The following is a 24,296-nucleotide window of genomic DNA, read 5'->3' as shown; positions in this document are numbered from 1 at the left end:
TTCGGTCGCTGTGACTCTCAACTCCCGGTTCCCGTATAGGCGGCTGTGGTCCGGTCGGCGGACGCGCGGGCCACCGCCTCGTCCTCGCCACTCGCGACGTCGGCCGCGTACCAGGCCTCGCTGCTCGCCGTCACGAAGCGGCGGCCCTCCTCGGAGGCCAGCCAGGCCATGGCGTCCTCCGGCTTCACGGGACTGGTGCCGGACAGGTTGCCGTCGAGCCCCAGGAGGATCGAGTCCCAGCCGACGCCGACCGCGCCGGGCCCGAACTCCGCCCACTTCGTGTCGTCGACATGGGCGATGTGCTCCAACTCGAAGCGCGTCCCGTCGCCCTCGGGCGTCAACCGCAGCTCGATCCAGCTGACTTCACCGCCGAACTCCCAGGTGGCGAAGAAGCTGTTGGGCGGGTCGCAGCGCTCGACGGTGCCGCCGGCGTTGCCCTGCAACTGGTACTTGCCGCCCGGCCGCAGTTCGCCGGTGACCGGCAGGAACCAGCGCGGGATGCGCTCGGGGTTGGTGCAGGCGTCCCAGACGTCCTCGGGCGGTGAGTCGTAGGACTGGCCGATGGTGATCACGCGGGCCTCGCCGGCCCGGAAGTCGCGGCGGCCGACGCGGCGGCTCACGGAGTTGATCTGCTGGGTCACGTCGATCATGGGGTGCTCCTCGACTCGTCGGGGCTGTCGTCGGCGGCGCCGCGGAGCCGGCGCTCACGCTTGCCCCGGGCCAACTCGGTTGCCAGGGCGTCCAGATGCGGGGTCCAGTAGCGGCGGAACCGGTCGAGCCAGGCGTCGATGTCCCGCAGCGGCTCGGAGTTCACGGCGTACAGGCGGCGGGTGCCGTCCGGCCGTACCGTCGCGAATCCGTTCTCCCGCAGCACCTTCAGATGTTGGGAGACCGCGGGCTGCGATATCCCGAACTCCCGCCGGACGACATCGCTGACCGTCCCGGCGGGCTGCTCACCCTCGGCGAGCAGTTCCAGGATGCGGCGGCGCACGGGGTCTCCGAGCACATCGAAAGCGTGCATGAGCGCCAAAATATCACCGGTCGCTTATATAAGCGACCGGTGATACATGCGGGGGTGGCAGGTCAGGCCAGAGGCTTCTCCAGCAGGGCCTTGCGGTGGCTGAACGTCTCGATGGAGTAGCGGCCGTGGTAGTTGCCCATGCCGCTCTCCCCCACGCCGCCGAACGGCAGGTCGGAGACGGTGAGATGGGCGAGCGGGAGGCCGTAGCCGACGGCGCCGGAGGAGGTCTCGGCGGCGATCCGGGCGCGGGTGTCGTCGGAGTCGGTGAACACGTACAGGGCGAGGGGCTTGTCGCGGTCGTTGATGAAGTCGATGGCCGCGTCGATCCCGGGGACGGTGACGATCGGCAGGATCGGGCCGAAGATCTCCTCCGCCATGACGGGCGCCTTCGGGTCCACGTCGGCGAGCACGGTCGGCGCGATGTACTTGTCGCCGCGGTCGCTGCGCCCGCCGACGACGACCCGGCCGGAGTCGAGCAGCCCGGCGAGCCGGTCGAAGTGCCGCTCGTTGACGATCCGGCCGTACTCGCCGGAGGTCTGCGGGTCGGCGCCGTAGACCTTCTCGACCGCGGTCAGCAGCAGGGGTTCGAGCGCGGCGGCGGTCTCCGGGTCGGTCAGCACATAGTCGGGGGCGACACAGGTCTGTCCGGCGTTGAGGAACTTGCCACGCGCCAACCGGTCGGCGACGACGGCGAGATCGGCGTCGCGGTCGACGAACGCCGGTGATTTGCCGCCGAGTTCGAGGGCGACCGGGGTCAAGTGCTCGGCGGCGGCACGCAGGACGATGCGGCCGACGGCGCCGTTGCCGGTGTAGAAGATGTGGTCGAAGTGCTCGGCGAGCAGGGCCGTGGTCTCGGGGATGGCGCCCTCGACGACGGCGACCGCGTCGGTGTCGAGGTAGGCGGGCAGCAGCCGGGCGATGGCGGCGGAGGTGGCCGGGGCCAGCTCGCTGGGCTTGACGACCACCGCGTTGCCCGAGGCCAGCGCGCCGACGACCGGGGTCAGAAGCAACTGCACCGGGTAGTTCCAGGGGGCGATCACGAGGACGACGCCGAGCGGGTCGTACTGCGTCCAGGCGGTCGCGTCCGTGCCGAGGTGGGCCGGTACGGGGGCGGACTCGGGGCGCAGCCACTCTTCGAGGTGGTCGAGGGTGTGGTCGATCTCGCGGATCGTGAAGCCGATCTCGGTGCGCTGGGACTCGGCGGCGCTCTTGCCGAGGTCGGCGTGGAGGGCGGCGGCGAGGTCGTCGCCGTGCTCGGTGAGCAGGTCGCGGAGGCGGCGGAGCTGGGCGGTGCGCCACTCGACAGGCTTGGTGCGGCCGGTGCGGAAGGTGGCGCGCAGCCGGGCCACGATATCGGCGGGCTGCTCGGGACTGGGCTGGTTCACGGTGCCTCGCTGCTGGTGCGTGGGAGTTCTCTACGGTCAGGTGTATATAGCAACCATTCATACACCGGAGAAAATTCCGGTGGGAACATGGTCACTCCCCACGTGACGGCTGTCACATCCGCACGAGTTCCCGGCAGCGGCGTTCCAGGTAACCGCGCTCGGCCGCGCTCTCCGTCCGGGCGAGGGCCGCCTCGTACGCCGTTACCGCCTCCGAGTGGCGGCCCAGGCGCCGCAGCAGATCGGCGCGCACCGCGTGCAGCACGTGGTAGTCGTCGAGGTCCAGCGCGTCCACGAGGTCGAGGGCCTTGCGGGGGCCGTCCACCTCGGCGACGGCGACGGCCCGGTTGAGGGCGACGACCGGGCTCGGCGCGACGGCCATGAGCTGGTCGTAGAGCTGGAGGATCTGTCCCCAGTCCGTCGCGTCCGCCGTCCACGCGTCGCTGTGCACGGCGTTGATCGCTGCCTGGATCTGGTACGGCCCGGGGTTGTTCAGCCGCAGGCACCGCCGGACGAGTGACTGGCCGTCGGCGATCAGCTCGCGGCCCCACCGGTCGCGGTCCTGCTCGGGCAGCGGCACCAGCTCGCCGTTCGCGCCCTCCCGGGCGGCCCGGCGCGACTCGACGAGCAGCATCAGCGCGAGCAGTCCGGTGACCTCGGGCTCGTCCGGCATCAGCTCGGAGAGGAGGCAGCCGAGGCGCAGGGCTTCGGCGCACAGTTCGGGCGAGTCGGTGTAGCCCTCGTTGAAGATCAGGTAGACGACGGCCAGCACGCCCTTGAGCCGGTCGGGGAGGTCGGCGTCGCGGGGCACCCGGTACGGGATTCCCGCGTCGCGGATCTTGGCCTTGGCGCGGACGAGACGCTGGGCCATCGTCGGCTCCGGCACCAGGAAGGCGCGGGCGATCCGGGCGGTGGTGAGCCCGCCGAGCAGCCGCAGGGTGAGCGCGACCTGCGCCTGGGTGGCGAGTGCCGGGTGGCAGCAGGTGAAGATCAGACGGAGCCGGTCGTCGCGCACGGGTCCCTCCTCGGCGGGCGCGTCGGACGCGTACAGCAGGGCGGCCTCGCTGTGCCGGGCCTCCCGGGAGGACTCCCGGCGCAGCCGGTCGATCGCGCGGTTGCGTGCGGTCGTGATGATCCACCCGGCCGGACTCGGCGGCACACCGGTCTCCGGCCATTTCTGCACGGCCGTGGTGAAGGCGTCCTGGACCGCTTCCTCGGCGAGGTCGATATCGCCGAGGAAGCGGACCAGGACGGAGACCGCGCGCCCGTACTCGGTACGGAAGACGGCCTCGATGTCGGTGTCGAAAGCCATCAGCCCTCGGACGTATTCATGAAGGGGCGCACCTCGATGGGCAGGGTGGTGGCCCAGGTCGCCCGCTTGCCCCACTCCAGGGCCGCGTCCAGGTCGGCCGCCTTGATCAGGCAGAGTCCGCCCAGATACTCCTTGCCCTCGGCGTACGGGCCGTCGGTGATCAGCACGTCGCCGTCCTTGGGGCGCAGCACGGTGGCCGTCTCCGGGCCGTGCAGTCCGCCGGCGAAGACCCAGGCACCGGCGGCCTGGAGTTCGTCGTGGAAGATCTCCAGCTTGCGGACGATCTCCGCCATCTCCTCGGGCGAGGGCATCTGTCCGTCGGTCGGCGTGATCACACTGAGCAGGTAGTGCTGCATAACGTCCTCCATGGCGCAGGGGGTTCTCGGGGTACTTCCACCTCCTACACGAACGCCATGCTCCCGGATCGACACCGCGTCTCAGGAAACCGGCAGGATTTTCTCCGCGTGCTCGTCACCGTTCTCTTCCGCTGGCTCCTGGTCCAGCACCGCCGTGAGCCTCGCGAGCAGTCGTACGAGGTCGCCGTGGTCGTCGATCGCGTCGAGCAGCCGGGTCTGGTCGGTGAGGAGGCGGTGCGCGGCGCGCTGGTGGAGGGTGCGGCCCCGGGCGGTGAGGTGGAGCAGGACGCGGCGGCGGTCGGCCCGGTCGGGGCGGCGGTGGACGAGGTTGTCGGCGACCATCCGGTCCACCAGCTTGGTCAGGCTCGGTGCTGGCATCAGGACCTGGTCGGCGATCTCGGTCATCGGATGTCCCCTGCCGTCCGCGATGATCGACAGGACCCGCCACTGCTCGACCGAACACTCCTCCTCGGCCAGCACGACGGCCATGCGCCGGCCCAGGCGCCGCTCGGCGTGCGCGAGCAGATGGGCGAGGCCCGGCGACGGTACGGACGACATTGCCGCTGTCCTTCCGGTAGGTCTACTGTGCGGTTCAGATTACGAGCCTCTGCGAGGGCGCCGGGGCCGGGACCGGTTTCCGTGCCCTCATGCCCTCACGGAGGTGGTCTGGTGCGTTCCCTGCCGCCCGGGCGGATCAGCGGCCCGATCAGGACTCTGGTCGTGGCACTGGTCGTCCCGCTGCGGGGTCCCGCGGGCGTCTTCGGTCCGTCCTGCGAACTGGCCGCGCAGCTCGCCGTGGAGGAACTCAACGCCGCCGGCGGGGTGTTGGGCCGCGAGGTCCGGCTGATCGTGGTGGACGGCGGCGCCCCGGCGGAGCAAGTGGCCGCCGAGGTCGAGGTGTTGGTGTCGATGCGCGCGGTCGACGCGGTGGTCGGCTGGCACACCTCGGCGGTCCGCAAGGCGCTGGTGCCGCGCATCGCGGGCCGGGTGCCGTACATCTACACCGCGCAGTACGAGGGCGGCGAGCGCACCCCCGGCGTGTTCCTGACCGGCGAGACCGACGCGGCCCAACTCCTGCCCGCCATGCGCCTGTTGACGGAGGAGACCGGCGCGCGCCGCTGGTGCACGGTGGGCAACGACTACGTGTGGCCGCGCGTCACCGCACGGGCGGCCCGCCGCTACGCCCGGGAGTGCGGCGGCCGGGTGCGCGACGAGATCTTCGTCCCTCTCGGCACTTACGAGTTCGGCCCGGTCCTGCGCCGCGTCGAGCAGTGCGAGGCGGACGCCGTACTGATGCTGCTCGTCGGCGACGACGCTGCGCGCTTCAACAGGGTGTTCGCCGCACGCGGGTTGCACCAGCGGTGTCTGCGGCTGAGCACGCACATGGACGAGAACATCCTGCTGGCCACGGGCGCGGAGGCCACCGAGGGCCTGTGGGCGGCGGCCGGCTACTTCGAGACCCTCGCCACCGCCGAAAGCCTTGATTTCAGCGGGCGTTACGCGGCTCGCTTCGGCGTGGAGGCACCTGTCGTGGGCAGCCTCGGAGAGTCGTGCTTCGAAGGCGTACGACTGCTGGCGGCACTGGCGGAGCGGGCACGGTCGCTCGATGTGGGCGCCATGTGCGCGGTGGGCGGCACGGTTTCGTACGAGGGCCCGAGAGGCGTACTGCGTCTGCACGGCAACCACCTCCGCCAACGGCTGTATCTGGCGCGGGCGGACGCCTTCGACTTCGACATCGTCGCCCAACTCTGACCTCCCCCACCTGCCAGGACCCAGGCTACCTTCCCGCAGAAATAGTTTCCACAGGAAGTATCAATTAAATCTACGCGCGTCGCCAAAAGAATTTTGAAAGCTCCCTCATTTAAAGCGGGCGAAACGGCCGGGAAACAATTCGGCGTGACTCTTCCGTCCAACTCCCCCGGGCCGTCCGGGAGATGACCCACACCCGTGGAAGAGGGAAGTGTCGTGACGGAGATCGTCGACAAAGAGGCGCCGGCAACGGCTGCCGGACGGACCTACAACGACTGGGCGCAGAACGACACGCTGGAGGACTACTCGCTGCGCTACGCGCCGAAGTCCTTCCGTCGCTGGACGCCGTACGTGGTGGCCACCACCGCTCTCGGCGGCATCGCGTACCTCGCCGACTTCGCCATCGGCGGCTCGATCGCGATCTCGAACGGCTTCTCCAGCGCCATGGTGGCGATCCTGGCGGCGGCGGTGACGATCTTCCTCACCGGCATCCCGATCTCGTACTACTCGGCCAAGTACTCCATCGACATGGACCTGTTGACCCGGGGCGCCGGCTTCGGCTACCTCGGCTCGACCCTCACGTCGGTCATCTACGCCAGCTTCACCTTCATCTTCTTCGCCCTCGAAGGCTCGATCATGGCCCAGGCGTTGGACCTGGGCCTGCACATCCCGCTGGCCGTCGGCTACTTGATCTGCTCGCTGATCATCCTGCCGCTGGTGATCTACGGCATGACCGCGCTCTCCAAGATGCAGGTGTGGACGCAGCCGGTGTGGCTGGTGCTGATGGTCGCGCCGTTCGTGTCCATCGCGATCCAGGAGCCGGGCAAGTTCTCGCAGTTCACCCACTTCGCGGGCAACTCCCCCACCGGTTCGAGCATCAGCATGCTCGGAGTCGGCGCGGGCGCCGGTGTGGCACTGTCGCTGATCGCGCAGATCGGTGAGCAGGTCGACTATCTGCGCTTCATGCCCGACAAGACCCCGCAGAACGCCAAGAAGTGGTGGGGCGCGGTGCTCTCCGCCGGTCCCGGCTGGGTGATCCTCGGTGCGGCGAAGCAGATGGGCGGCGCGTTCCTGGCCTTCTACATCGCCGGCAGCGTCGGCCTGGCCAAGGCCAACGAGCCCATCCAGCAGTACGTGCACGGCTTCAAGACCTTCGCCGCTCCAGTCGCCCTGGGCCTCGCCACGTTCTTCGTGATCCTCTCCCAGATAAAGATCAACTCGACGAACGCGTACTCCGGTTCGCTGTCCTGGTCGAACTTCTTCTCCCGTCTGACACACCGTCACCCGGGCCGCGTGGTCTACATCTTCCTCAACGTGGGCATCGCCCTGGCCCTGATGGAGGGCGGCGTCTTCGGCTTCCTCAACACGGTCCTCGGCTTCTACTCCAACGTGGCGATCGCCTGGATCGGCGCGGTCGTCGCTGACCTCGTCATCAACAAGCCGCTCAAACTCAGCCCGTCCTACATCGAGTTCAAGCGCGCCCACCTGTACAACTTCAACCCGGTCGGCTTCGGCTCGATGCTCATCGCCTCCGCCGTCTCGATCGCCGCGTACTTCGAGGCGTTCGGCGACTACGGCAAGGCGTACTCCCCCTTCATCGCCCTGTTCCTGGCGATGGTCCTCTCGCCCCTGTTCGCGTACCTCACCAAGGGCAAGTACTACATCGCCCGCCTCGACGATCTGGACGAGCCGCTGCTCGGCCCCGACGGCCTGCCCTCGGCCGTGGAACTCACCTGCACGGTCTGCGCGACGGCCTTCGAGCGCCCCGATGTGGCGAACTGCCCCTTCCACTCCGGCCCGATCTGCTCCCTCTGCTGCAGCCTGGACAAGGACTGCCACGACTCCTGCAAGACCGGCCCCGGCGCGACCGGCCCGGTCGACCTCGCGATGCCGGCCGTACGCTCGGCCGACTGACCACCGCGTCCCCACCGCTCCGGCCCGCGTCCTGCGACACGGGCCGGAGCGTCGCGCGTGACCGGCCCGGCCGATCGGGAGAATCACCCGCATGACCTCCCACGATCTCGTCGCCCGCGCCCACCGGCTGGCGGACGGCCTCCTCGCCCCGCACGCCGAACAGGTCGACCAGGAGGGCGTACCGGCGAGCCACATCGAGGCCGTCAAACGCTCCGGCCTCCTGGGCCTGAGCGCCCCCGTGGCCTACGGCGGCTCGGCGGCACCCGGCGCGGTGGCGAGGGAGACGGCGGAGATCCTGGCCGGGGCATGCTGCTCCACGTGGTTCGTGCAGACGCAGCACCACACGCCCGTCATGACGTTGGCGAAGAGCGAACTGCCGGTACGGGAACGCCTGTTGGGACCGCTCTCGCGAGGCGAGCTGATGTCCGGGGTGGCGTACGCGCATCTGCGGGCGTATCCCCGCGTCCCCGTCCGGGTGTCGCGGGAGCGGGGCGGCTGGCGGTTCGACGGGACGGTTCCCTGGTACACGGGCTGGGGCCTGAACGACGTGATGCTGCTGGCGGGGGTGACGGACGCGGACGAGGCGTTGTTCGCGTTCACGGACGCGCGGGAGCAACCCGGCCTTCGCCCATCAACTCCGATGCGGCTGGCGGCACTTACCGCTTCCCGGACCGTGTCGCTGGAGCTGGACGGCCTGTGGCTCCCCGAGGAGGCGGTGGCCGTGCGCGCGCCGTACGCGGTGTGGGCGAAGGACGACCGCCCGAAGCCGACGAACGCGTCCCCGGCGGTGTTCGGAGTCGCGGCGGCGGCACTCGCCCTGCTGGACGACGACACCGCCGACCCGCTCCGCACCCGCCTCGACGAGGTACGCGAACAGGCCTACGCCCTGGCCGAACACCCGGTACCGCACGAGCACCTGGCCGAGCGGCTGGCCCTCAGGACACAGGCGTACGAAGTGCTGATGACGGCCACGACGGCGGCCGTGGTGGCCGGCGGCGGCAGATCCCTGTCCTTGACGAACAGGGCCCAACGCCTCGCGCGCGAGGCCCTGTTCCTGCTGGTTCAGGGCCAGACGGCGGAGTCGAGAGCCGCCCACCTGAAGGCACTGTCCGACTCGAAATTCGTTTGACCCGGTCGCGGAGCGACGCTGCACTGTGGCGGGGCATCACGGGACGTGGTGCCGGCATCCCCGGGAGGCAGCGACAGTGGTGGAGATCCGTCCCACGACCGACGAGGACCTCGACGTGTTCGTCGACACACTCCATGCCGCCTTCGGACTCTTCCCGGAAACCCCGACCGACGGGGGCGGTCTCTGGTGGTCCGCGCTCGAAATGGACCGCTGTCTGCTCGCCACGACAGCGGACGGCCGGCCCATCGGGACCGCCGGCGCACACTCCTTCGAGCTCACTCTGCCCGGCGAGACCGTCGTCCCGGTCGGCGGGGTGACCGCCGTCGGCGTCCTGGCCTCGCACCGACGTCAGGGTGTGCTCAGCGCGATGATGCGGCACCAGCTCACCGAGCAGCGGTCCCGCGGGGAGTCCCTCTCCGTGCTGCTGGCCTCCGAGGCCCTGATCTACCGCAGGTTCGGCTACGGACCGGCGACCTACACCCAGCGCCTGACGGTGCCGCGCCACCGGGCCGCCCTCGCCCCGCCCCGGGCGCGCGACACGGCCGGCGGCCCGGCTTCCGACTCGGCTTCCGGCTCGGTCGAGTTGCTGCCCCGCGCCAAGTGCGGCGAGATCCTGGAGGAGGTCTACGACCGCTACCGCCGCGCACAGCCCGGCGCACTGTCCAGGCCGCACCGCTGGTGGGCCCTGCGCGCGGGACAGCCCCCGATCTCTCCTAAGCCTCGCTACGTCGCCGTCCACCGTGACGCCGACGGGGTCCCGGACGGCTACGCCAGCTATGCGCTCGGTGAATCCCAGACCCTGACCGTGGACGAGACCATCGCCACCGACGACGCCGTCTTCACGGCGCTGGCCCGGTTCGTGCTCGGCCACGACCTGGTCGGTCAGGTCGTGTTCAAGCACTTCCCGCCCGGCCATCCGCTGCGCTGGCAGCTCACGGACTTCCGCGCCGGAGAGGTGAGCGGTGACACCGACTGGCTCTGGGTGCGGCTGCTGGACGTCCCGCGTGCGCTGACCGCGCGCGGCTGGTCGACGGACGGGGAGCTCGTCCTCGCCGTCGACGACCCGTTCCTCGACGAGCACGGCCGCTATCTGCTGACCGTCCGGGACGGCAAGGCCGAGTGCGTCCCGACGGGCCGGGAGCCCGACCTGTCCCTGGACATCACCGACCTGGGCTCGGTCTATCTCGGCGGCACCGCTCCGAGCACGCTGGTTCGAGCCGGACACATCCTGGCCCACCGCCCGGGCGCGGCAGCCCTCGCCGACGCGCTCTTCCGGGCCGATCGCTCCCCGCACTGCCTGCACTGGTTCTGACCACGGCTCAGCCTGCGAACGGCACCTGTGCCCCAGCAGGCTGCTGCCCGCCGACCGGGTGCCGCCAGATTCCCTCTGCGGCCAGCCTCGGCAGCACCCCTTCCCCGAACCAGTACGCCTCCTCCAGATGCGGATATCCAGAGAGCACGAACTCCTCGATCCCCAGCGCCGCATACTCCTTGATCCGCTCGGCGACCGCTTCATGGCTGCCGACCAACGCCGTTCCCGCCCCGCCACGGACCAACCCGATCCCGGCCCACAGGTTGGGGTGGATCTCCAGCCCGTCCCGGCTGCCCCCGTGCAGGGCCAGCATCCGCTGCTGCCCTTCGGACTCACTTCTCGCGAGCCCCGCCTGCACGGACTTCACGGTGTCCGAGTCGAACCCTTCGAGCAGCCGGTCCGCCTCGGCCCAGGCCTCCGCCGACGTGTCACGCGTGATCACATGCAGCCGGATACCGAACCGAAGCGTCCGCCCCTCCTTCGCCGCCAGCCCCCTGATCCACGCGATCTTCTCGGCGACCTGGGCCGGCGGCTCGCCCCACGTCAGGTACACGTCCACGTACTTGGCCGCGATCTCGCCCGCGATCGGCGACGATCCCCCGAAGTACACCTCGGGCACCGGCTCCGGCAGCCGCGCCAGCTTCGCGTCCTCGACCCGCAGGTGCTCCCCGGCCAGGTCGACGGTCTTGCCGTCCCACAACTCCCGTACGATCTGGAGGAATTCGCCGGTACGGCGGTAACGGTCGTCCTTGTCGAGGAAGTCCCCGTAGGCCCGCTGCTCGTGGCTCTCGCCCCCGGTGACGACGTTGAGCAACAGCCGTCCGCCGGACTGCCGTTGGAACGTCGACGCCATCTGCGCGGCGAGCGTCGGGGAGACGAATCCGGGCCGGAACGCGACCAGGAACTTCAGGCGTTCGGTGTGCTGGCTGACCATCGCGGTGGTCAGCCACGCGTCCTCGCACCAGGCGCCGGTGGGCGTGAGCGCGCCCACGAATCCCAGGTCCTCCGCCGCGCGGGCGATCTGGCTCAGATAGGCGACCGTCGGCGGCCGGTCCCGTCCGGAGGCGGTGGCGGGGGTGCCGTGACCGCCGCCGACGACATGGCGGCTGTCCCCGTTGGTGGGGAGGAACCAGTGGAAGGTGAGGGACACGGTGGGGTCTCCGATCCGGGCTGTCCTGCAGGGGGTTAGAGGAGGCCGTGGCGTGGTGGCCTGGTGCCGTTGAGCACGTATCTGCCGATGTGCTGGATCTTCCAGCGCGCCGGGTCGTGCAGCGTGTGGGTGCGGGCGTCCCGCCAATGGCGGTGCAGGTTGAGCGAGTTGAGGGCGGAGCGGGTTCCGGACACCTCGAACAGGGCGCCCGCCACCTCCACGGCCGTCTGCGCCGCGTGCACCTTGGCCGCCGCGACCGCGATGGAGGCCTCCGCCGCCGAGTCGTCGGTCAGGTTGGCGCGTGCCGCGTCCACCGCCCGGGCCGCCTGGATCAGCAGGGCCTCGGACGCCCTTACCTGGATGGCGAGTTCACCGAACCGCTGGATCAGCAGCGGGTCCTCGGCTGCGGTCTCCACCCCGCTCTCGAACCACGGGCGGCTCTTCGTCCGCACGAACTCGGCCGCTTCGGCCAGCGCTCCGCCGGCGATTCCGGCGTCGATGGCCGCGTGCAGCAACTGGGCCACGGCACCGTGGAGTTGGGGGCCCTCGAAGGTGAGATGGTGGGGCAGGACCCGGTCGGCGGGAACGGCGACCGCCGCCAGCCGGACCGTGCCGCTGGCCGTCGTGCGCTGGCCCATTCCGTCCCAGTCGTCGACGACCGTGACGCCCTCGGCGTCGCTCGGGACGTAGGCGACGTGCAGGTTGTCGTTCTCGGCGCGGGCGAGGACGGGGATCCAGTCGGCGAAGAGGGCTCCGGTGGAGTAGTGCTTGACACCGGTCAGCTCGTAGGAGCCGTCGGGCTGAAGTGTCAGCCGGGTGCGGATGTCCTGGACGTGTTTGGTGCCCGCCTCCGACTGCGCGTTGCCGAAGCGGCGGCCGGCGAGCAGTTCGGTGAAGAAGAACTTCCGCTGGTCCGGGGTGCCCTGACGGCGGATCACATTGACGTAGGCGAAGTGGCTCTGCGGGATCTGGGCGAGGCTGCCGTCGGCGGAGCCGAGCAGACGGAAGATCTCGGCGAGGGTCTCCGAGCTCACGTCGGCGCCGCCGTACTCCGCGGGTACGGTGACGGCGAGCAGCCCGGAGTCGGAGAGCCGGTCCAACTCGGCGCGCGGGAGCCTGCGTTCGCTGTCGCGGGCGGAGGCTCCGGCGCGGAACTCGTCGGCGAGTGCGCTGGCCAGGACGAGGGCCTCGGCGTCGTCGGCGATCACATGGGCGGTCATGGTGGTCAGCTCGCCGCTGCCAGGAGCGGGGTGCGGCCGAGGGCCGCGGAGAACTGGTCCACCACCTGGGTGAGCGCCTCGGTGGTGCCCGGGGCGACGGTGAGCGAGCCGTCCTCGTGGGCGGTGATGTCCTTGTCGAGGGTGAACCAGCCCTGGACTATGTGCGCGGCACCCATGGAGTTCAGCACCGGGCGGAGCGCGTAGTCGATGGCCAGCACATGTGCGGTGGACCCACCGGTGGCGAGCGGCAGCACGGTCTTGCCGGTGAGGGCGTACTGCGGGAGCAGGTCGAGCAGCGCCTTGAGGACTCCGGAGTAGGAGGCCTTGTAGACGGGGGTGCCGACGACCACTCCGTCGGCGAGGGCGAACAGTTCGGTCGCCTCGACGATCGCCGGGTGGCGGAAGTCCGCGCCGAGCAGGGCCTCGGCGGGGATGGTGCGGACGTCGAGCGGGATCACCTCGTGCCCCTGGGCGATCAGCCGCTTGTCCAGGTGGCGCAGGAGCCGGTTGGTACGGGAGGAGACGGAGGGGCTGCCGGAGACGGACAGGACGGTGGCCATGGGTCCTCTTTCTGGTCTGCTGCGTGGGCGATCAGGCGTGCACGGAGACGGACTCGACCTCGGCGTCGGGGAGTTGGGCCTCCAGTTCGCGCACGAGGGGCAGTACCCGCTTGCCGAAGTACTCGACCTCCTCGTGGTAGTGCAGGAAGCCCAGCAGGAGAAGGTCGACGCCCAACTTCCGGTAGGCGACGATCCGTTCGGCGATCTGCTCCGGGGTGCCGATGAGCCCCGTACGGAAGCCGTCGTTGTACTGCACCAGGTCCTCGAAGGTGGAGTCCTGCCACATGCCCTTGCCGTCGGCCGAGGACTGTCCGGCCTGCTTCACCGCGGTCCCGAAACCTTCCACGGCCTCGCGGTCGGCCTTGGCGACGATCTCGCGGAGGGTGTCGCGGGCCTCGGCCTCGGTGTCCCGGGCGATGAGGAAGCCGTTGAGGCCGAACTTCGGTGCGGTGCGGCCGACTTGGGCCGCCGAGTGGCGTACGTCGGCGATCTGCTCGGTGACGCCGTCGAAGTCCTTGCCGTTGGAGAAGTACCAGTCGGAGACGCGTCCGGCCATCGCCCGGGCGGCGGTGGAGTTGCCGCCCTGGAAGATCTCGGGGTGCGGTCGCTCAAGGGTGTTGAGGGGCTTGGGCTTGAGGGAGAAGTCGCGCAACCGGTAGAAGTCTCCGGCGAGTTCGGTGTGGTCCTCGGTCCAGATCTGGCGCAGCGCCCGGATGAACTCCTCGGAGCGGCGGTAGCGCTCGTCGTGCTCCAGCCAGGGTTCGCCAAGTGCGGTGAACTCGCCCTTGAACCAGCCGGACACGACGTTGACCGCGAAGCGGCCGTTGGACAAGTGGTCGGCGGTGGCGCCGAGTTTGGCGAGAACGCCCGGGTGCCACAGGCCGGGGTGGACGGCGGCGATGACCTTCAGGCGCTGGGTGGCGAGGAGGAGGGCGAGACTGAAGCTGGTCGACTCGTGCTGGAACTCGGCGCCGTAGCTGGCCATGTACCGGACCTGGCTGAGCGCGTACTCGAAGCCGTTGTTCTCGGCGAGGACCGCGAGTTCGCGGTTGTACTCGTAGCTCCAGTCGGTGCGTTGCTCGATCTTGCTGGTGACGAGTCCCCCACTGACGTTGGGGACCCAATAGGCAAATTTCACGGGCGCTGTGGGCATGGCGAACTCCTGTTGCGGAATTTGTTTCCGGGCACGCCGAATCCGGCCGGAGCGATATCCGGCGAATGTCGGGCGGAGACGGAAGGAGAGCGGCGGATCGGGAGTGAGAAAAAAGGGGGATCAGGCCGCGGTGCAACAGGAGGCACTGGAGACGCGCGCGAGGTCGACGTGGCGTCGCCGCGTGAGGTCCAGTCGCATCTTCATGCCGTCGATCGTGGCAGCCGTCCGCGAGGACCGTCAAGGAAAACCCGACCGGTCTCGTATCGCGGACCATTGAATTTCACGAAGGTGTGACAGGGAAACCCTTGAACGGCCCCGGAAATCGGCCGCATTCTGCGGGCATGCGGACCGAACAGCTGGAATACATCGCGGCCGTGACCCGGCTCGGCTCCCTGCGTCGGGCTGCCGAGGAACTCCGCCTGTCGCAGCCCGCGTTGAGCGAGACCGTAAGGAATCTCGAACGCGAACTCGGAGTCGACCTCCTGGAGCGCAAACGGACCGGCGCGACGATGAGCGCGGCGGGCCGGGAGCTGCTGCCGAAGATCGTCGATGTGCTGGACGCGGTGGACCGGCTGCGGGCCGCGGCGGGCGAGCGGCACCGGATCAGTCGCATGGTGCGGGTGGGCACGGTGAACGCGGCGACCGTGCCGCTGCTGCTGCCCGTAGTCCGGGAGTTCCGCGCCTCGCATCCGCTCACCCAGGTCGAGGTGGTCGGCGCGCAGCAGACGGACATCCATCGGGCGCTGGCGGAGGGCGGTTTCGATCTCGGGCTGGTCAATCACCTCGACGGTGACGACATGCCGGCCGACTTCGAGTCCACCGAGCTGCTGTCCGGGCTGCCGGTGGTGTGCGTACATCCCGACAGCCCGCTGGCGGCCCGGCCGACCGTCACTGCGGACGACCTGCTCACCGAGCCGCTGATCGGTATGCGCTCCGGCTATGTGATGCACCGCTATGTCCACCGCCTGCTTCATGGGCGGGGACCGGCTTTCGCGTACTCGACGGATGGCGCCGAGATGGGCAAGCTCATGGTCGCGGAGGGCCTGGGGGTGACGGTCCTGCCCGACTTCAGCGTGATCGGGGATCCGCTGGAGCGGCTGGGCGCGATCACCTACCGGCCGATCGCCGACGACACCGCCCGGGTGCTGCTGATGCTGCGCCGCCGACGCGCGGAGTCCGTGCCGCAGGCGGCCGGTGATCTGTACGAGGCGTTCGTGCGCCGGGCGCGCGAGCTGGGCGGAACACAGCCTTGAGGCAGGTACGCCGTTCGGTCAGTCCTCGTCACCCACCGGGACCACCACGAGGAACGCGTCGGACTTCAGATCCATGACGACCCTGGCGGGCTGGCCCTCGGCGCGGCGCCGGGCCGCGAACTCCTCGGCGGGCCATGATCCGCGCGGGGCTCCCGCCGGAAACCGCTCCAACACCCTGGCGACCATGTCCGCAGACACCTCCAGCATCCACCTTCGGCTCCCCACCGGGACCGTCGTAACCGTGCGTCTGCCCCCGATCGGCGTGGACATGCACATCACCGCGGCGCCGAGGGGACGTAGCCCGGTCGAGTGACAGCCGCATCCGTCGGGCGTGCCCGGCCGGAAGCACCTCACGGCCGCCTTTCCCCGTCTCCCGGAGTGCGCACCATGAACGTCTCGGTCGTCCTGTTCACCTCGGACCTGCGTCTGCACGACCATCCCGCGCTGCGGGCCGCCGAAGGGGCCCGCCAGGTGGTGCCCCTGTTCGTGCGCGACCGGGGTGTGGCGGACGCCGGGTTCACCGCGCCCAACCGGCTGGCGTTCCTCGCAGACTGTCTGCGCGATCTCGACGCGGGCCTGCGCGAGCGGGGCGGCCGGCTTGTGGTCCGCTCCGGTGACGTCGTCGACGAGGTGTGCAAGGTGGCCGCCGAGACCGACGCGGACGAGGTGCACATGGCGGCCGACGTCAGCGGCTACGCGCAGCTGCGCGAGCAGCGGCTGCGGCGGGCGCTGGAGGCGGAGGGGCGGCGGCTGCACGTCCACGACACCGTGACCACGGCCGTCGCCCCCGGTACGGTGACCCCCGCCTCCTCGGACCACTTCGCGGTCTTCACGCCGTACTTCCGGCAGTGGTCCGGGGTCCAGCTGCGCGCCCCGCTCGCCGCGCCGCGCACCGTGCGGGTCCCGGAGGGTGTCGGTTCCGAGGAGTTGCCTTCCCGCGCCGGTGTCGCGGGCCTCTCGCCGGGCCTGGCGACCGGCGGGGAGACGGAAGGCCGCAGGGAGTCGAGCCGTTGGCTGCGCAGCGGGATCGCCGCGTACGAGGACATCCACGACGACCTCGCCGGGGACGCCACCTCCCGCCTCTCCCCGCACCTGCACTTCGGCACCCTCTCCCCCGTCGAACTCGTCCACCGGGCACGGCGGTTGGCCGGACCGGGCGCCGAGGCGTTCGTACGGCAGCTCGCCTGGCGGGACTTCCACCGCCAGGTCCTGGCGGCCAGGCCGGGGGCCGCGAGCTCCGACTACCGTACAAAACACGACCGTTGGCGGTCCGAGGTCACGGCCCGCGCGGACATCGCGGCCTGGAAGGAGGGCCGTACCGGCTATCCGCTGATCGACGCGGCGATGCGCCAACTGCGCCACGAGGGCTGGATGCACAACCGGGGACGGCTGCTGACGGCGAGCTTCCTCACCAAGACGCTCTACGTGGACTGGCGGATCGGCGCCCGGCACTTCCTCGACCTGCTGGTCGACGGCGATGTGGCGAACAACCAGCTCAACTGGCAGTGGATGGCGGGCACCGGCACCGACTCGCGCCCCAACCGCGTGCTCAATCCCGTGACTCAGGCGAAGCGGCACGACCCGGACGGCGTGTACGTCCGCCGCTGGGTGCCCGAACTCGCCGAGCTGGAGGGGCCGTTGGTGCACGAGCCGTGGAAACTCAAGGGACTTGAGCGGGTCGCGATCGGCGACTATCCCGATCCGATCGTCGAACTCGCCGACGGGCTGGCGCGGTTCCGGCGGGGTCGGTCAGGTGACTGAGGTCCCGTACGCCCCCGCCAGAAGGTCCACTGCATCGGTGAGCGTCGCCGGCCGTACGACGCCCCGCGCCGAAGTGCCGGACCAGCCCGGGCCGGCCAGCACCACCGATGGGTGTCGCCGGGCGCCCCGCAGTCCCCAGCTGAGGTCGGCGAGGTGGCGGGCCAGCGGCGGGCTCGCCGTGGAGCGTGCCTGTGCCCACAGGACGACGGCCGCCGGTCCCAGCCTCCGCACCGCCGCGGTGAGTGCCTCGGCGGGTACGGCGGCGCCGAACATCCTTGTGGGCACGGCGAGTTCACCCAGCGCGGCGTTGAGTGCCTCGATCGGCAGGGTGTGCTGTTCGCCGGGTACGCAGGCCAGGACGACGGGCGGGGCGTTCGTCTGCCCGCCTGAAGCCGGAGTGTGCCGGCGCAGCGCGGTGGAGACCTGCCAGGACAGCAGATGCTCGACCTCGACGTAACGGTCCCCGGACGAGGCCCACTTGCGTCCCACCGCGTGCAGGGTGGGCACCATCACCTCCTGCCAGGAGACGACGACCCCGTACCGGTCGACGGCGTCGGCGAGTTGGCGTTCGACGGCCGGTGCGTCGAGCCGGACGGCGGCACGGGCGAGGCCCCGGCACTCCTGGCGCACATCGCCGAGCGGCAGAGGGCCGGCCGCCCGCGAGCGGCCGGAGGTCCGCGCCGGGCGCTGCGCGTGCGCGCCGACCGCCTGCCCGGCCGCGTGGGCGGCTTCGGCCGGGGGCACACCCGACGAGGTCAGCCGGCACATCTCCTCCAGCAGCGCCACGTCACGTGGGGTCCAGCGCCGGTGCCGCCCCTCGGCACGGACGGCGGGCCCGATGCCGTAGCGGCGCTCCCAGGACCTCAGCGTGGTGGGTGCCACGCCGAGTCGGCGGGCCAACGCGCCGGTGGTCAGGGGGAGTTCGGCGGCGGACCGGTTGGCCGCGTCCCGGTCGGCGGGCAACTCGCTCATGTCGTGACTATACGACGCAGAATCGATGCGAGTTGATGGCCTTGATCCCCGGCTCCCAGGATGGACGAACCGGGGCATGTCCCGGCAGACATGCCTCACCGCCATGGCGCCGAGTACTCGACGCGGGCGGTCGCCGTCCGACGTGAGGAGCCGTCGTCATGGGCCCGCAGCACAGCGCCGTCCGTCCGAGCCCGGTGGCGGAGACGCGCACCGACGAGGAACTGGCCAGGGGGCTGGTGGCGGGCGACGAGACCTGTCTGGCCGCCGTGTACCACCGCTGGTCGCCTCTCGTACACACACTGGCCCGGCGCTCGCTGGGGGACGCCAAGGAGGCCGAGGACGTGACGCAGCTGGTGTTTCTCGGGGTGTGGCACGGGCGGCTCGGCTTCCGCCCCGAGCGAGGCACGATCGGCGGCTGGATCGTCGGCATCACGAAACGCAGGATCGCCGATGCGCTGTCCGCCAGGACCCGCCGACTGCACCTCGTGGCCGCCGCCGGGGCCGCCCTGCCCCTCGCCGATCCCGCCGGCCACGGGCCCGACGCCGTTCTCGACCGCGTCCTCGTCCTGCGTGAACTGGCCCGACTGCCCGCACCCCAGCAGCGGGTGCTGCGGCTGACGTACTACGAGGACCTCACCCAGACCCAGATCGCGCGGCGCACCGGCTGGCCGCTGGGCACGGTCAAGAGCCATGCCCGACGCGGGCTGTACCGGCTGCGCCGCAGTCTCCGGCACGACGAACAGGCTGACCACTACACATAAAGGGCGAATAAGAGCAGAATGGAGAGAAGCGGCTCTTACCGCACACCGCACCAGACGCGGTCAGGCCAGCCAAGTCAAAGGAGACGAGTCATGGCCAACGTCTCGCACACCAGAGGTGACATAGCGAGCCACCCTGATGTCTCCGAAATGCAGGCGCGCTACGCCCGCATGCTCGGTGGACGCGATGTGGCGCTCGTGGACGGACCGGTGTTCCTGCTCGGTCTGTACTGCGCCGTATCCCCGTGGATACTCCACTACACGACGAGCCAGCCGGCGCTCGTGCCGCACAACCTGATCGTCGGCATCGCGATCGGCCTGCTGGCCCTCGGGTTCACCAGGGCGCCGGAGCGCATGTACGGCCTCAGCTGGGCGATGAGCGCCCTGGGTGTCTGGATGATCGTCTCGCCGTGGATCGTCGGCAGCAGCCCCGACAAGGGCGTCATCCTGAACAACGTCATCATCGGCGGACTGGCCGTGCTCTTGGGCATCGTGTGTGCCGCCACGTCGGCGCGGAGCACTCCCAAGCCGTAGCGAGCCCGGAAGACCGTAGCTCCGAAAGGAAGCCACGCCCCCTTCAGTGGTCGCCGGGCACCAGCCACGGCGACTGCGGGAGGGGGCTGCCGGTTTCGAGGACGGACTTGAGGTTGGACAGCACGGCCGGCCAGCCACCGGACACGTCGGACAGCTCGCCCTCGTCGGCGAGGTCCTCGTGGGTGACGGTGAGGCGCACGATGTCCTCGTGCCGCCGGATGTCGTAGGTGACCCGGGAGTACGTGTCCTCCTTGCCCGCGTTCTCCGGCGAGGTCCACGTGGTCACCAGGCGGTTCGGGCGGTCGCTCTCGACGACGGTCCCGACGACGTCGGCGATGCCGGAACCGTCGATGCGCACATGTTCCCAACGCGAACCCTGCCGCCAGTCGGAGACGTTGCTGTGCCCCCAGTAGGCGGCGGTCAGGTCGGCGTCGGTGAGGGCGTCCCAGACCTTCTCGGGAGTGCTCGCGATGTAGGTGACATAGACGAATGTCGGTTTGTCGGTCATGGCTTCCTCGGCTCGTCGCTTCAGGTCTCCGAGCGCGCGCAGCCGCGGGCGCTCGAACTTGTCGATCCAGCGCTGCTGTATCTCGTGCAGCGGGACCGGATTGAGGTAGTGCAGCTTCTCCCGCCCGCGCCGCACCGTGCTGACCAGGTTGGCGGCCTCCAGGACGGCCAGATGCTGGGTCACCGACTGGCGGGTCATGTCGATGCGCCCGCACAGCTCGCCGAGCGTCTGCCCGTTGTGCTCGTGCAGCCGGTCAAGCAGCCGTCTGCGGGTCTCGTCGGCCAGCGCCTTGAAGACCGCGTCCACCCCTGGGTCGTGTTCGGATCGCACACTCAAAGTTATGCAGTCAATTACCTGCATGTCAAGGTGGGCGTTCCGACGGCTGGGGATGTGCTCGTCTCAGCCCAGGAAAGCGCCCAGCTCGCGCCGGTGTGCGGCCACCCAGTCGCGGGCGGCCCTGATCTCCTCCACGACACCGCTCGCCAGCAGTCCTGCCATGCCCCGTTCACCGCGCTCTGCACCGGCATCGATGCCGCGCCGACAGCGGTCCTGCCACCACAGGACGGTGTCGACGAGCCGGCCGGTGTCGTCGAGGCCGTACGCCTCGCAGATCAGCGCGATCCGGCGGGCGGTCTCGCGCACATCGGTGACGGCCGGCCCGAGGTCCAGGTACTGCCAGCAGACGTGGGCGACGTCGTGGACCCGCTCGCCCGGGGCTGCGAGGTCCCAGTCGACGAAGGCCAGCGGGCGCCACGCCGTGTCGTAGACGGTGTTCTTGGGGGCCAGGTCGTTGTGACACACGACGTCCTGATCACCGGCTTCCGGTGTGCCGTGCGTCAGATCGTGGAAGGCACGGACGAGGCGCGCGACACGCACGAGGCTGTCGTCGGTGCGGGCGGCCGACCGCTCCTCGGGGCCGACGGCCGCCCAGCCCTCGATGTACCGGAACACCTCCCGCCCCTCCTCGTCCGTACCGAGGAAGTGCGGCGCCCCGGCCCACCCCCGCCGCTCGAACAGCGCGAGCAACTCCGTGACGTACTGCGACCGTTCGGAGGGTGTACGGCGTACGGTCGCCCCCACCCTCACGACCTCGTTGACCGCGCCTCCGCCGAGCGCCGACTCCTCCACGCGACCCACCTCCCCGAATTCGTGCGACCGCACGAGTATCGCTGGGGACGCTGCCCGCATGGATCACGCGGAGGCACTGCGCCGCGCGATGGGCGCGGACGTGCGGATCGAACGGGTGGCCGTTCACCGCCTCCCGCACCACGGCCCCGGCAAGGCTCAACGCGCGTGAGATCGGCGGTGAGTTGGAGCGCGAGTTGGCCAACAGTGCGCGCGCATCATGCCTGTTGGACGAGTGAGCGCCCGTGGACACCGTGCGGGTGGTGACCGACGGGCGCTCCGTCGTGGACATCGCGGTGAGGTGCCGGCCGCGACGGGCCGGGTCAACAGCCGCTAGGTACCGGCCGGTTCAGGAACCGTCTCCGTGAGGTACTCCTCCGTGATCTCCTTCGGGCCGAACGGCCACACCTTCTCGAAGCGGGCCCAGATCACGAACGCGACGCATCCCAGGGCCAGCCAGGCCAGCGACCATTCGATGGGGTGGCGGCCCGGGGAGTTCTTGTCGGCGTAGCCGTAGATCACGCACCAGCCGACGAAGGCGATGATGCTCGGCACGGGGTAGAGCCACATGCGGTAGGGGCGGCGCAGGGTCGGCTGGCGTTTGCGCAGGACCGTCAGGGCGATGATCTGGGCCAGCGCCTGGACGATGACCATGACCGTGGTGAGGAGTTGGATCAGGGTCGCGAGGTCGGTGTGCCGGCCGATCAGGAAGCCGATCGCCGTGATGACGCCCATGGTGGCCAGGCCGAGCATCGGGAAGCGGTGCTTGGGGTGGAGTTTGGCGTAGGGGCGGAAGAAGACGCGTTCGCGGGCCGCGTCGTAGGGCACCCGGGAGCCGCCGAGGAGGCCGGTGAAGACCGAGGCGAAGGCGGTGATGAGAATCAGGACGGTGACCGTGTCGGCGGCGCCCTTGCCCCAGGTCTTCTCCAGGACCGCCGAGGCCACCGAGGTGGAGGCGATGTCGTTCGCGTTCGTCATCCGGTGCCAGTCGATGACACCGAGGGTTCCGATCTGGAGCAGCAGGTAGATCACCATGATGCCGACGATCGAGAACAGGATGGAGCGCGGCAGCGTACGGCCGGGGTCCTTGATCTCGGCGCCCATGTAGGCGGTGGTGTTGTAGCCGAGGTAGTCGTAGATGCCGATGGTGAGGCCGCCGGCGAAGCCGAGCCAGAAGTGGTCGCTGCCCAGGTCGAAGGCGTGCGCGGGGTAGGTGAAGGCGAGGTGACCGCTGAAGTGGGTGGCGGCGGCCAGGATCACCAGGAACACCGAGGCGATCATCACGGTCCACATCACGGCGGTGATGCGGGCGATGTTCTCGATGCCGCGCCAGAGGAGGAGGATCACCAGAGCGATCACTCCGAGGCCGATGAGGTCGCCCGACGTCTTGCCCAAGTCCGGTGCCAGATAGCCGAGATACTGCACGAAGCCGACCACGCCGGTGGACATGATCAGCGGGATGAAGAGCATCGCCGTCCACACGAACAGGAACGGCATCAGCCGGCCGGTGCGGTACTGGAAGGCCTGGCGCAGATAGACGTAGCTGCCGCCGGAGCCGGGCATCGCGGCGCCCATCTCGGCCCAGACGAGCCCGTCGGCGAGGGCGAGAATCGCGCCCGCGACGAAGCCGATGACCGCCTGCGGGCCGCCGAACGCGGCGACCATCAGCGGGATCGTGACGAACGGCCCGATGCCGCACATCTGGCTCATGTTGATGGCGGTGGCCTGGAAGAGGCCGACGCGACGGACGAAGCCGCCTTCTGGGGGCGGACTACCGGACATGGGGGCTCCTGAGGGGGTGCGTGACTCGGGGGAAGCGGGGTGCGGCGTGCGGGCCGGTATCCGGTGGCTGACTGGGCGATAAAGTTAAGGAGCCTTACTAGACTCGTCAAGAGGGTGTCCCCGATGAGTGAGAATGGTGCGATGCCCGCCAGCGACGCCGTAGAGCAGCAGGAACAGCCCTGGAGCCGGCAGCGGCTGCGGAGCGTGAACGAGCGGCTGCTGCTCGACCGGCTGCGTACCGGCGGTGCCGCCTCGCGTGCCCAACTCGCCCGCGAGACCGGCCTGTCGAAGCCGACGGTCTCCAGCGCGCTCGCGGCCCTGGCGGAAGCGGGACTGGTCCACGAGGTCGGCACCCGGGCACCCGAGCGCGGCCGGACCGCCGTGCTCTACGCCCCCGATCCGGCCGCCGGGTACGCGCTCGGGATCGACGTCGGGCGCAGCTGGCTGCGGGTCGCGGTGGCCAATCTGGACGGCGAGGTGGTGGCCCGCGCGGACGTCCGCAACCGGGCCCGCAGCTCGGGCGCCATGGCCGAGCTGGTGGTCGCCACCGCGCACCAGGTCGTCGCGAACTCCGAGGTCGCACCGGCCGCGGTGGTGCACGCCGTGGTGGGCACGCCGGGTGTGTACGACGAGCAGCGGCGGCGGGTGCGGTACGCGATGCATCTGCCGGGGTGGGGCCGGGCCGGGCTGTTCGACCGGATGCGGGAGGACCTGGGCGTCCCGCTGGAGGTGCACAACGACGCCAATCTCGCGGCACTGGGCGAGTACACGTACGGCGTCGGTGCGGGCAGTCGGCTGTTCGCGTACATCATGATCGGCACCGGTCTCGGCATGGGCGTGGTCAGCGAGGGGCGGCTGTTCACGGGGGCGCACGGCGGGGCCGGGGAGATCGGGTTCCTGCCGTGGCCGGGGCAGCAGAAGCCGGAGACCCTGGAGGACGCCGTGTCCGGGGTGGCGGTCGTCGAGGCGGCCCGCATGTTCGGCATGAGCGGACAGCAGCTCACCGCGAAGGCGGTGTTCGACGCGGCCCGGCAGGGAAATGCCGCCGCGGTCAAGGCGGTTGAGCTGGAGGGCGAGCGGATCGCGCACACGGTGGCCGCCGCCGCGGCCGTGCTCGATCCCGACCTGGTCGTCCTGGGCGGCGGGGTCGGACACAGCGTGGATCTGCTGCTCCGTCCAGTGCGGGAGAACCTGCGCACGCTCACCCCGCTGCGGCCGAAGATCGTGCCGAGCGCGCTGGGTGAGGACGCGGTGCTGCTGGGCGCGGTGGCCACCGCCCTGGGCACGGCACGGGACCTTGTCTTCGAGCGCCATTCGGCGTCCTGAACAACTCACCCACGGGCAA

Annotated in this window: 24 protein-coding genes and 1 pseudogene; 9 read left to right on the top strand and 16 right to left on the bottom strand. The window is 70.3% G+C overall.

Annotated features, from left to right (window positions below; translation table 11 throughout):
• Positions 1 to 17 precede the first annotated feature (17 nt).
• The 6 genes and pseudogenes from OC490_RS25965 to OC490_RS25940 all read right to left on the bottom strand — a co-directional run bounded on the left by OC490_RS25965 (position 18) and on the right by OC490_RS25940 (position 4,629).
• Positions 18 to 650, bottom strand: coding sequence for an SRPBCC family protein (locus OC490_RS25965; protein ID WP_262060401.1), 633 nt, complete (start codon positions 648 to 650; stop codon positions 18 to 20).
• Positions 647 to 1,021: an ArsR/SmtB family transcription factor gene (locus OC490_RS25960; RefSeq protein WP_262060400.1), complete on the bottom strand. Its 375-nt coding sequence runs from the start codon at positions 1,019 to 1,021 to the stop codon at positions 647 to 649. The genes OC490_RS25965 and OC490_RS25960 overlap by 4 nt, the downstream gene beginning before the upstream one ends.
• Positions 1,022 to 1,083: 62 nt before the next feature.
• Positions 1,084 to 2,412 (bottom strand): annotated as a pseudogene (locus OC490_RS25955) (aldehyde dehydrogenase family protein); the annotation flags it as partial.
• Positions 2,413 to 2,518: 106 nt separating this feature from the next.
• On the bottom strand, positions 2,519 to 3,715 hold the full coding sequence (locus OC490_RS25950; RefSeq protein WP_262060399.1) for an RNA polymerase sigma factor: 1,197 nt from the start codon (positions 3,713 to 3,715) through the stop codon (positions 2,519 to 2,521).
• The gene (locus tag OC490_RS25945) at positions 3,715 to 4,071 is read right to left on the bottom strand and encodes a YciI family protein (protein ID WP_262060398.1); all 357 of its coding nucleotides are present in this window, start codon (positions 4,069 to 4,071) and stop codon (positions 3,715 to 3,717) included. The genes OC490_RS25950 and OC490_RS25945 overlap by 1 nt, the downstream gene beginning before the upstream one ends.
• 81 nt (positions 4,072 to 4,152) lie before the next feature.
• Positions 4,153 to 4,629, bottom strand: coding sequence for a MarR family winged helix-turn-helix transcriptional regulator (locus OC490_RS25940; RefSeq protein ID WP_262060397.1), 477 nt, complete (start codon positions 4,627 to 4,629; stop codon positions 4,153 to 4,155).
• A gap of 111 nt (positions 4,630 to 4,740) precedes the next feature.
• Here OC490_RS25940 and OC490_RS25935 point away from each other — a divergent pair, with 111 nt between their 5' ends.
• The 4 genes from OC490_RS25935 to OC490_RS25920 all read left to right on the top strand — a co-directional run bounded on the left by OC490_RS25935 (position 4,741) and on the right by OC490_RS25920 (position 10,175).
• On the top strand, positions 4,741 to 5,823 hold the full coding sequence (locus tag OC490_RS25935; protein ID WP_262060396.1) for a substrate-binding domain-containing protein: 1,083 nt from the start codon (positions 4,741 to 4,743) through the stop codon (positions 5,821 to 5,823).
• Between the two features lie 213 nt (positions 5,824 to 6,036).
• Positions 6,037 to 7,734, top strand: coding sequence for a purine-cytosine permease family protein (locus OC490_RS25930; protein WP_262060395.1), 1,698 nt, complete (start codon positions 6,037 to 6,039; stop codon positions 7,732 to 7,734).
• A 91-nt stretch (positions 7,735 to 7,825) separates the two neighbouring features.
• Positions 7,826 to 8,863 (top strand): acyl-CoA dehydrogenase family protein, encoded by a 1,038-nt coding sequence (locus tag OC490_RS25925; RefSeq protein ID WP_262060394.1) that lies wholly within the window; start codon positions 7,826 to 7,828, stop codon positions 8,861 to 8,863.
• A 79-nt stretch (positions 8,864 to 8,942) separates the two neighbouring features.
• On the top strand, positions 8,943 to 10,175 hold the full coding sequence (locus OC490_RS25920; RefSeq protein ID WP_262060393.1) for a GNAT family N-acetyltransferase: 1,233 nt from the start codon (positions 8,943 to 8,945) through the stop codon (positions 10,173 to 10,175).
• 7 nt (positions 10,176 to 10,182) lie between these two features.
• Here the strand turns inward: OC490_RS25920 and OC490_RS25915 are convergent, their stop codons facing one another.
• From OC490_RS25915 to OC490_RS49595, 5 genes are all read right to left on the bottom strand, one after another.
• On the bottom strand, positions 10,183 to 11,325 hold the full coding sequence (locus tag OC490_RS25915) for an LLM class flavin-dependent oxidoreductase (protein WP_262060392.1): 1,143 nt from the start codon (positions 11,323 to 11,325) through the stop codon (positions 10,183 to 10,185).
• A 35-nt stretch (positions 11,326 to 11,360) separates the two neighbouring features.
• On the bottom strand, positions 11,361 to 12,545 hold the full coding sequence (locus OC490_RS25910) for an SfnB family sulfur acquisition oxidoreductase (protein ID WP_262060391.1): 1,185 nt from the start codon (positions 12,543 to 12,545) through the stop codon (positions 11,361 to 11,363).
• Between the two features lie 5 nt (positions 12,546 to 12,550).
• Positions 12,551 to 13,105, bottom strand: coding sequence for an NADPH-dependent FMN reductase (ssuE, locus tag OC490_RS25905; protein WP_262060390.1), 555 nt, complete (start codon positions 13,103 to 13,105; stop codon positions 12,551 to 12,553).
• A gap of 31 nt (positions 13,106 to 13,136) precedes the next feature.
• A complete protein-coding gene (sfnG, locus tag OC490_RS25900; protein ID WP_262060389.1) occupies positions 13,137 to 14,258 on the bottom strand; it encodes a dimethylsulfone monooxygenase SfnG in 1,122 nt (373 codons plus the stop codon).
• Between the two features lie 120 nt (positions 14,259 to 14,378).
• Positions 14,379 to 14,456 carry a putative leader peptide gene (locus OC490_RS49595; protein ID WP_351520955.1) on the bottom strand — a complete coding sequence of 26 codons (78 nt, stop codon included), beginning with the start codon at positions 14,454 to 14,456 and terminating at the stop codon, positions 14,379 to 14,381.
• 143 nt (positions 14,457 to 14,599) lie between these two features.
• Between OC490_RS49595 and OC490_RS25895 the strand changes: the two genes are divergently transcribed.
• The gene (locus OC490_RS25895; RefSeq protein WP_262060388.1) at positions 14,600 to 15,511 is read left to right on the top strand and encodes a LysR family transcriptional regulator; all 912 of its coding nucleotides are present in this window, start codon (positions 14,600 to 14,602) and stop codon (positions 15,509 to 15,511) included.
• A gap of 18 nt (positions 15,512 to 15,529) precedes the next feature.
• On the opposite strand, the gene OC490_RS25890 is transcribed toward OC490_RS25895, so the two are convergent.
• Entirely contained in the window at positions 15,530 to 15,718 is a 189-nt protein-coding gene (locus tag OC490_RS25890) for a hypothetical protein (RefSeq protein ID WP_262060387.1), read from the bottom strand.
• A gap of 180 nt (positions 15,719 to 15,898) precedes the next feature.
• Here OC490_RS25890 and OC490_RS25885 point away from each other — a divergent pair, with 180 nt between their 5' ends.
• Positions 15,899 to 17,272 carry a cryptochrome/photolyase family protein gene (locus OC490_RS25885; RefSeq protein WP_262060386.1) on the top strand — a complete coding sequence of 458 codons (1,374 nt, stop codon included), beginning with the start codon at positions 15,899 to 15,901 and terminating at the stop codon, positions 17,270 to 17,272.
• On the opposite strand, the gene OC490_RS25880 is transcribed toward OC490_RS25885, so the two are convergent.
• On the bottom strand, positions 17,261 to 18,244 hold the full coding sequence (locus tag OC490_RS25880) for a MerR family transcriptional regulator (RefSeq protein ID WP_262060385.1): 984 nt from the start codon (positions 18,242 to 18,244) through the stop codon (positions 17,261 to 17,263). The two genes, OC490_RS25885 and OC490_RS25880, sit on opposite strands and share 12 nt — an antisense overlap.
• Before the next feature lie 158 nt (positions 18,245 to 18,402).
• On the opposite strand from OC490_RS25880, the gene OC490_RS25875 reads away from it, so the two are divergent.
• Positions 18,403 to 19,005: a sigma-70 family RNA polymerase sigma factor gene (locus OC490_RS25875; protein WP_262060384.1), complete on the top strand. Its 603-nt coding sequence runs from the start codon at positions 18,403 to 18,405 to the stop codon at positions 19,003 to 19,005.
• A 90-nt stretch (positions 19,006 to 19,095) separates the two neighbouring features.
• Positions 19,096 to 19,536: an SPW repeat protein gene (locus tag OC490_RS25870; RefSeq protein ID WP_262060383.1), complete on the top strand. Its 441-nt coding sequence runs from the start codon at positions 19,096 to 19,098 to the stop codon at positions 19,534 to 19,536.
• A 43-nt stretch (positions 19,537 to 19,579) separates the two neighbouring features.
• Here the strand turns inward: OC490_RS25870 and OC490_RS25865 are convergent, their stop codons facing one another.
• From OC490_RS25865 to OC490_RS25855, 3 genes are all read right to left on the bottom strand, one after another.
• Complete coding sequence (locus tag OC490_RS25865) at positions 19,580 to 20,350, bottom strand: ArsR/SmtB family transcription factor (RefSeq protein WP_262060526.1); 771 nt, start codon at positions 20,348 to 20,350, stop codon at positions 19,580 to 19,582.
• A gap of 93 nt (positions 20,351 to 20,443) precedes the next feature.
• Entirely contained in the window at positions 20,444 to 21,172 is a 729-nt protein-coding gene (locus OC490_RS25860) for a phosphotransferase (RefSeq protein WP_262060382.1), read from the bottom strand.
• 330 nt (positions 21,173 to 21,502) lie between these two features.
• Positions 21,503 to 22,951, bottom strand: coding sequence for an APC family permease (locus tag OC490_RS25855; protein WP_262060381.1), 1,449 nt, complete (start codon positions 22,949 to 22,951; stop codon positions 21,503 to 21,505).
• Positions 22,952 to 23,092: 141 nt separating this feature from the next.
• Here OC490_RS25855 and OC490_RS25850 point away from each other — a divergent pair, with 141 nt between their 5' ends.
• The gene (locus OC490_RS25850; RefSeq protein ID WP_262060525.1) at positions 23,093 to 24,277 is read left to right on the top strand and encodes an ROK family protein; all 1,185 of its coding nucleotides are present in this window, start codon (positions 23,093 to 23,095) and stop codon (positions 24,275 to 24,277) included.
• Positions 24,278 to 24,296: the final 19 nt, after the last annotated feature.

The organism is Streptomyces sp. STR69 (assembly GCF_024519455.1).
In the GTDB taxonomy this organism is placed as follows: domain Bacteria; phylum Actinomycetota; class Actinomycetes; order Streptomycetales; family Streptomycetaceae; genus Streptomyces.
Note: the sequence above shows the minus strand (reverse complement) of the source record. Positions and strands in the feature narration are given on the sequence as shown.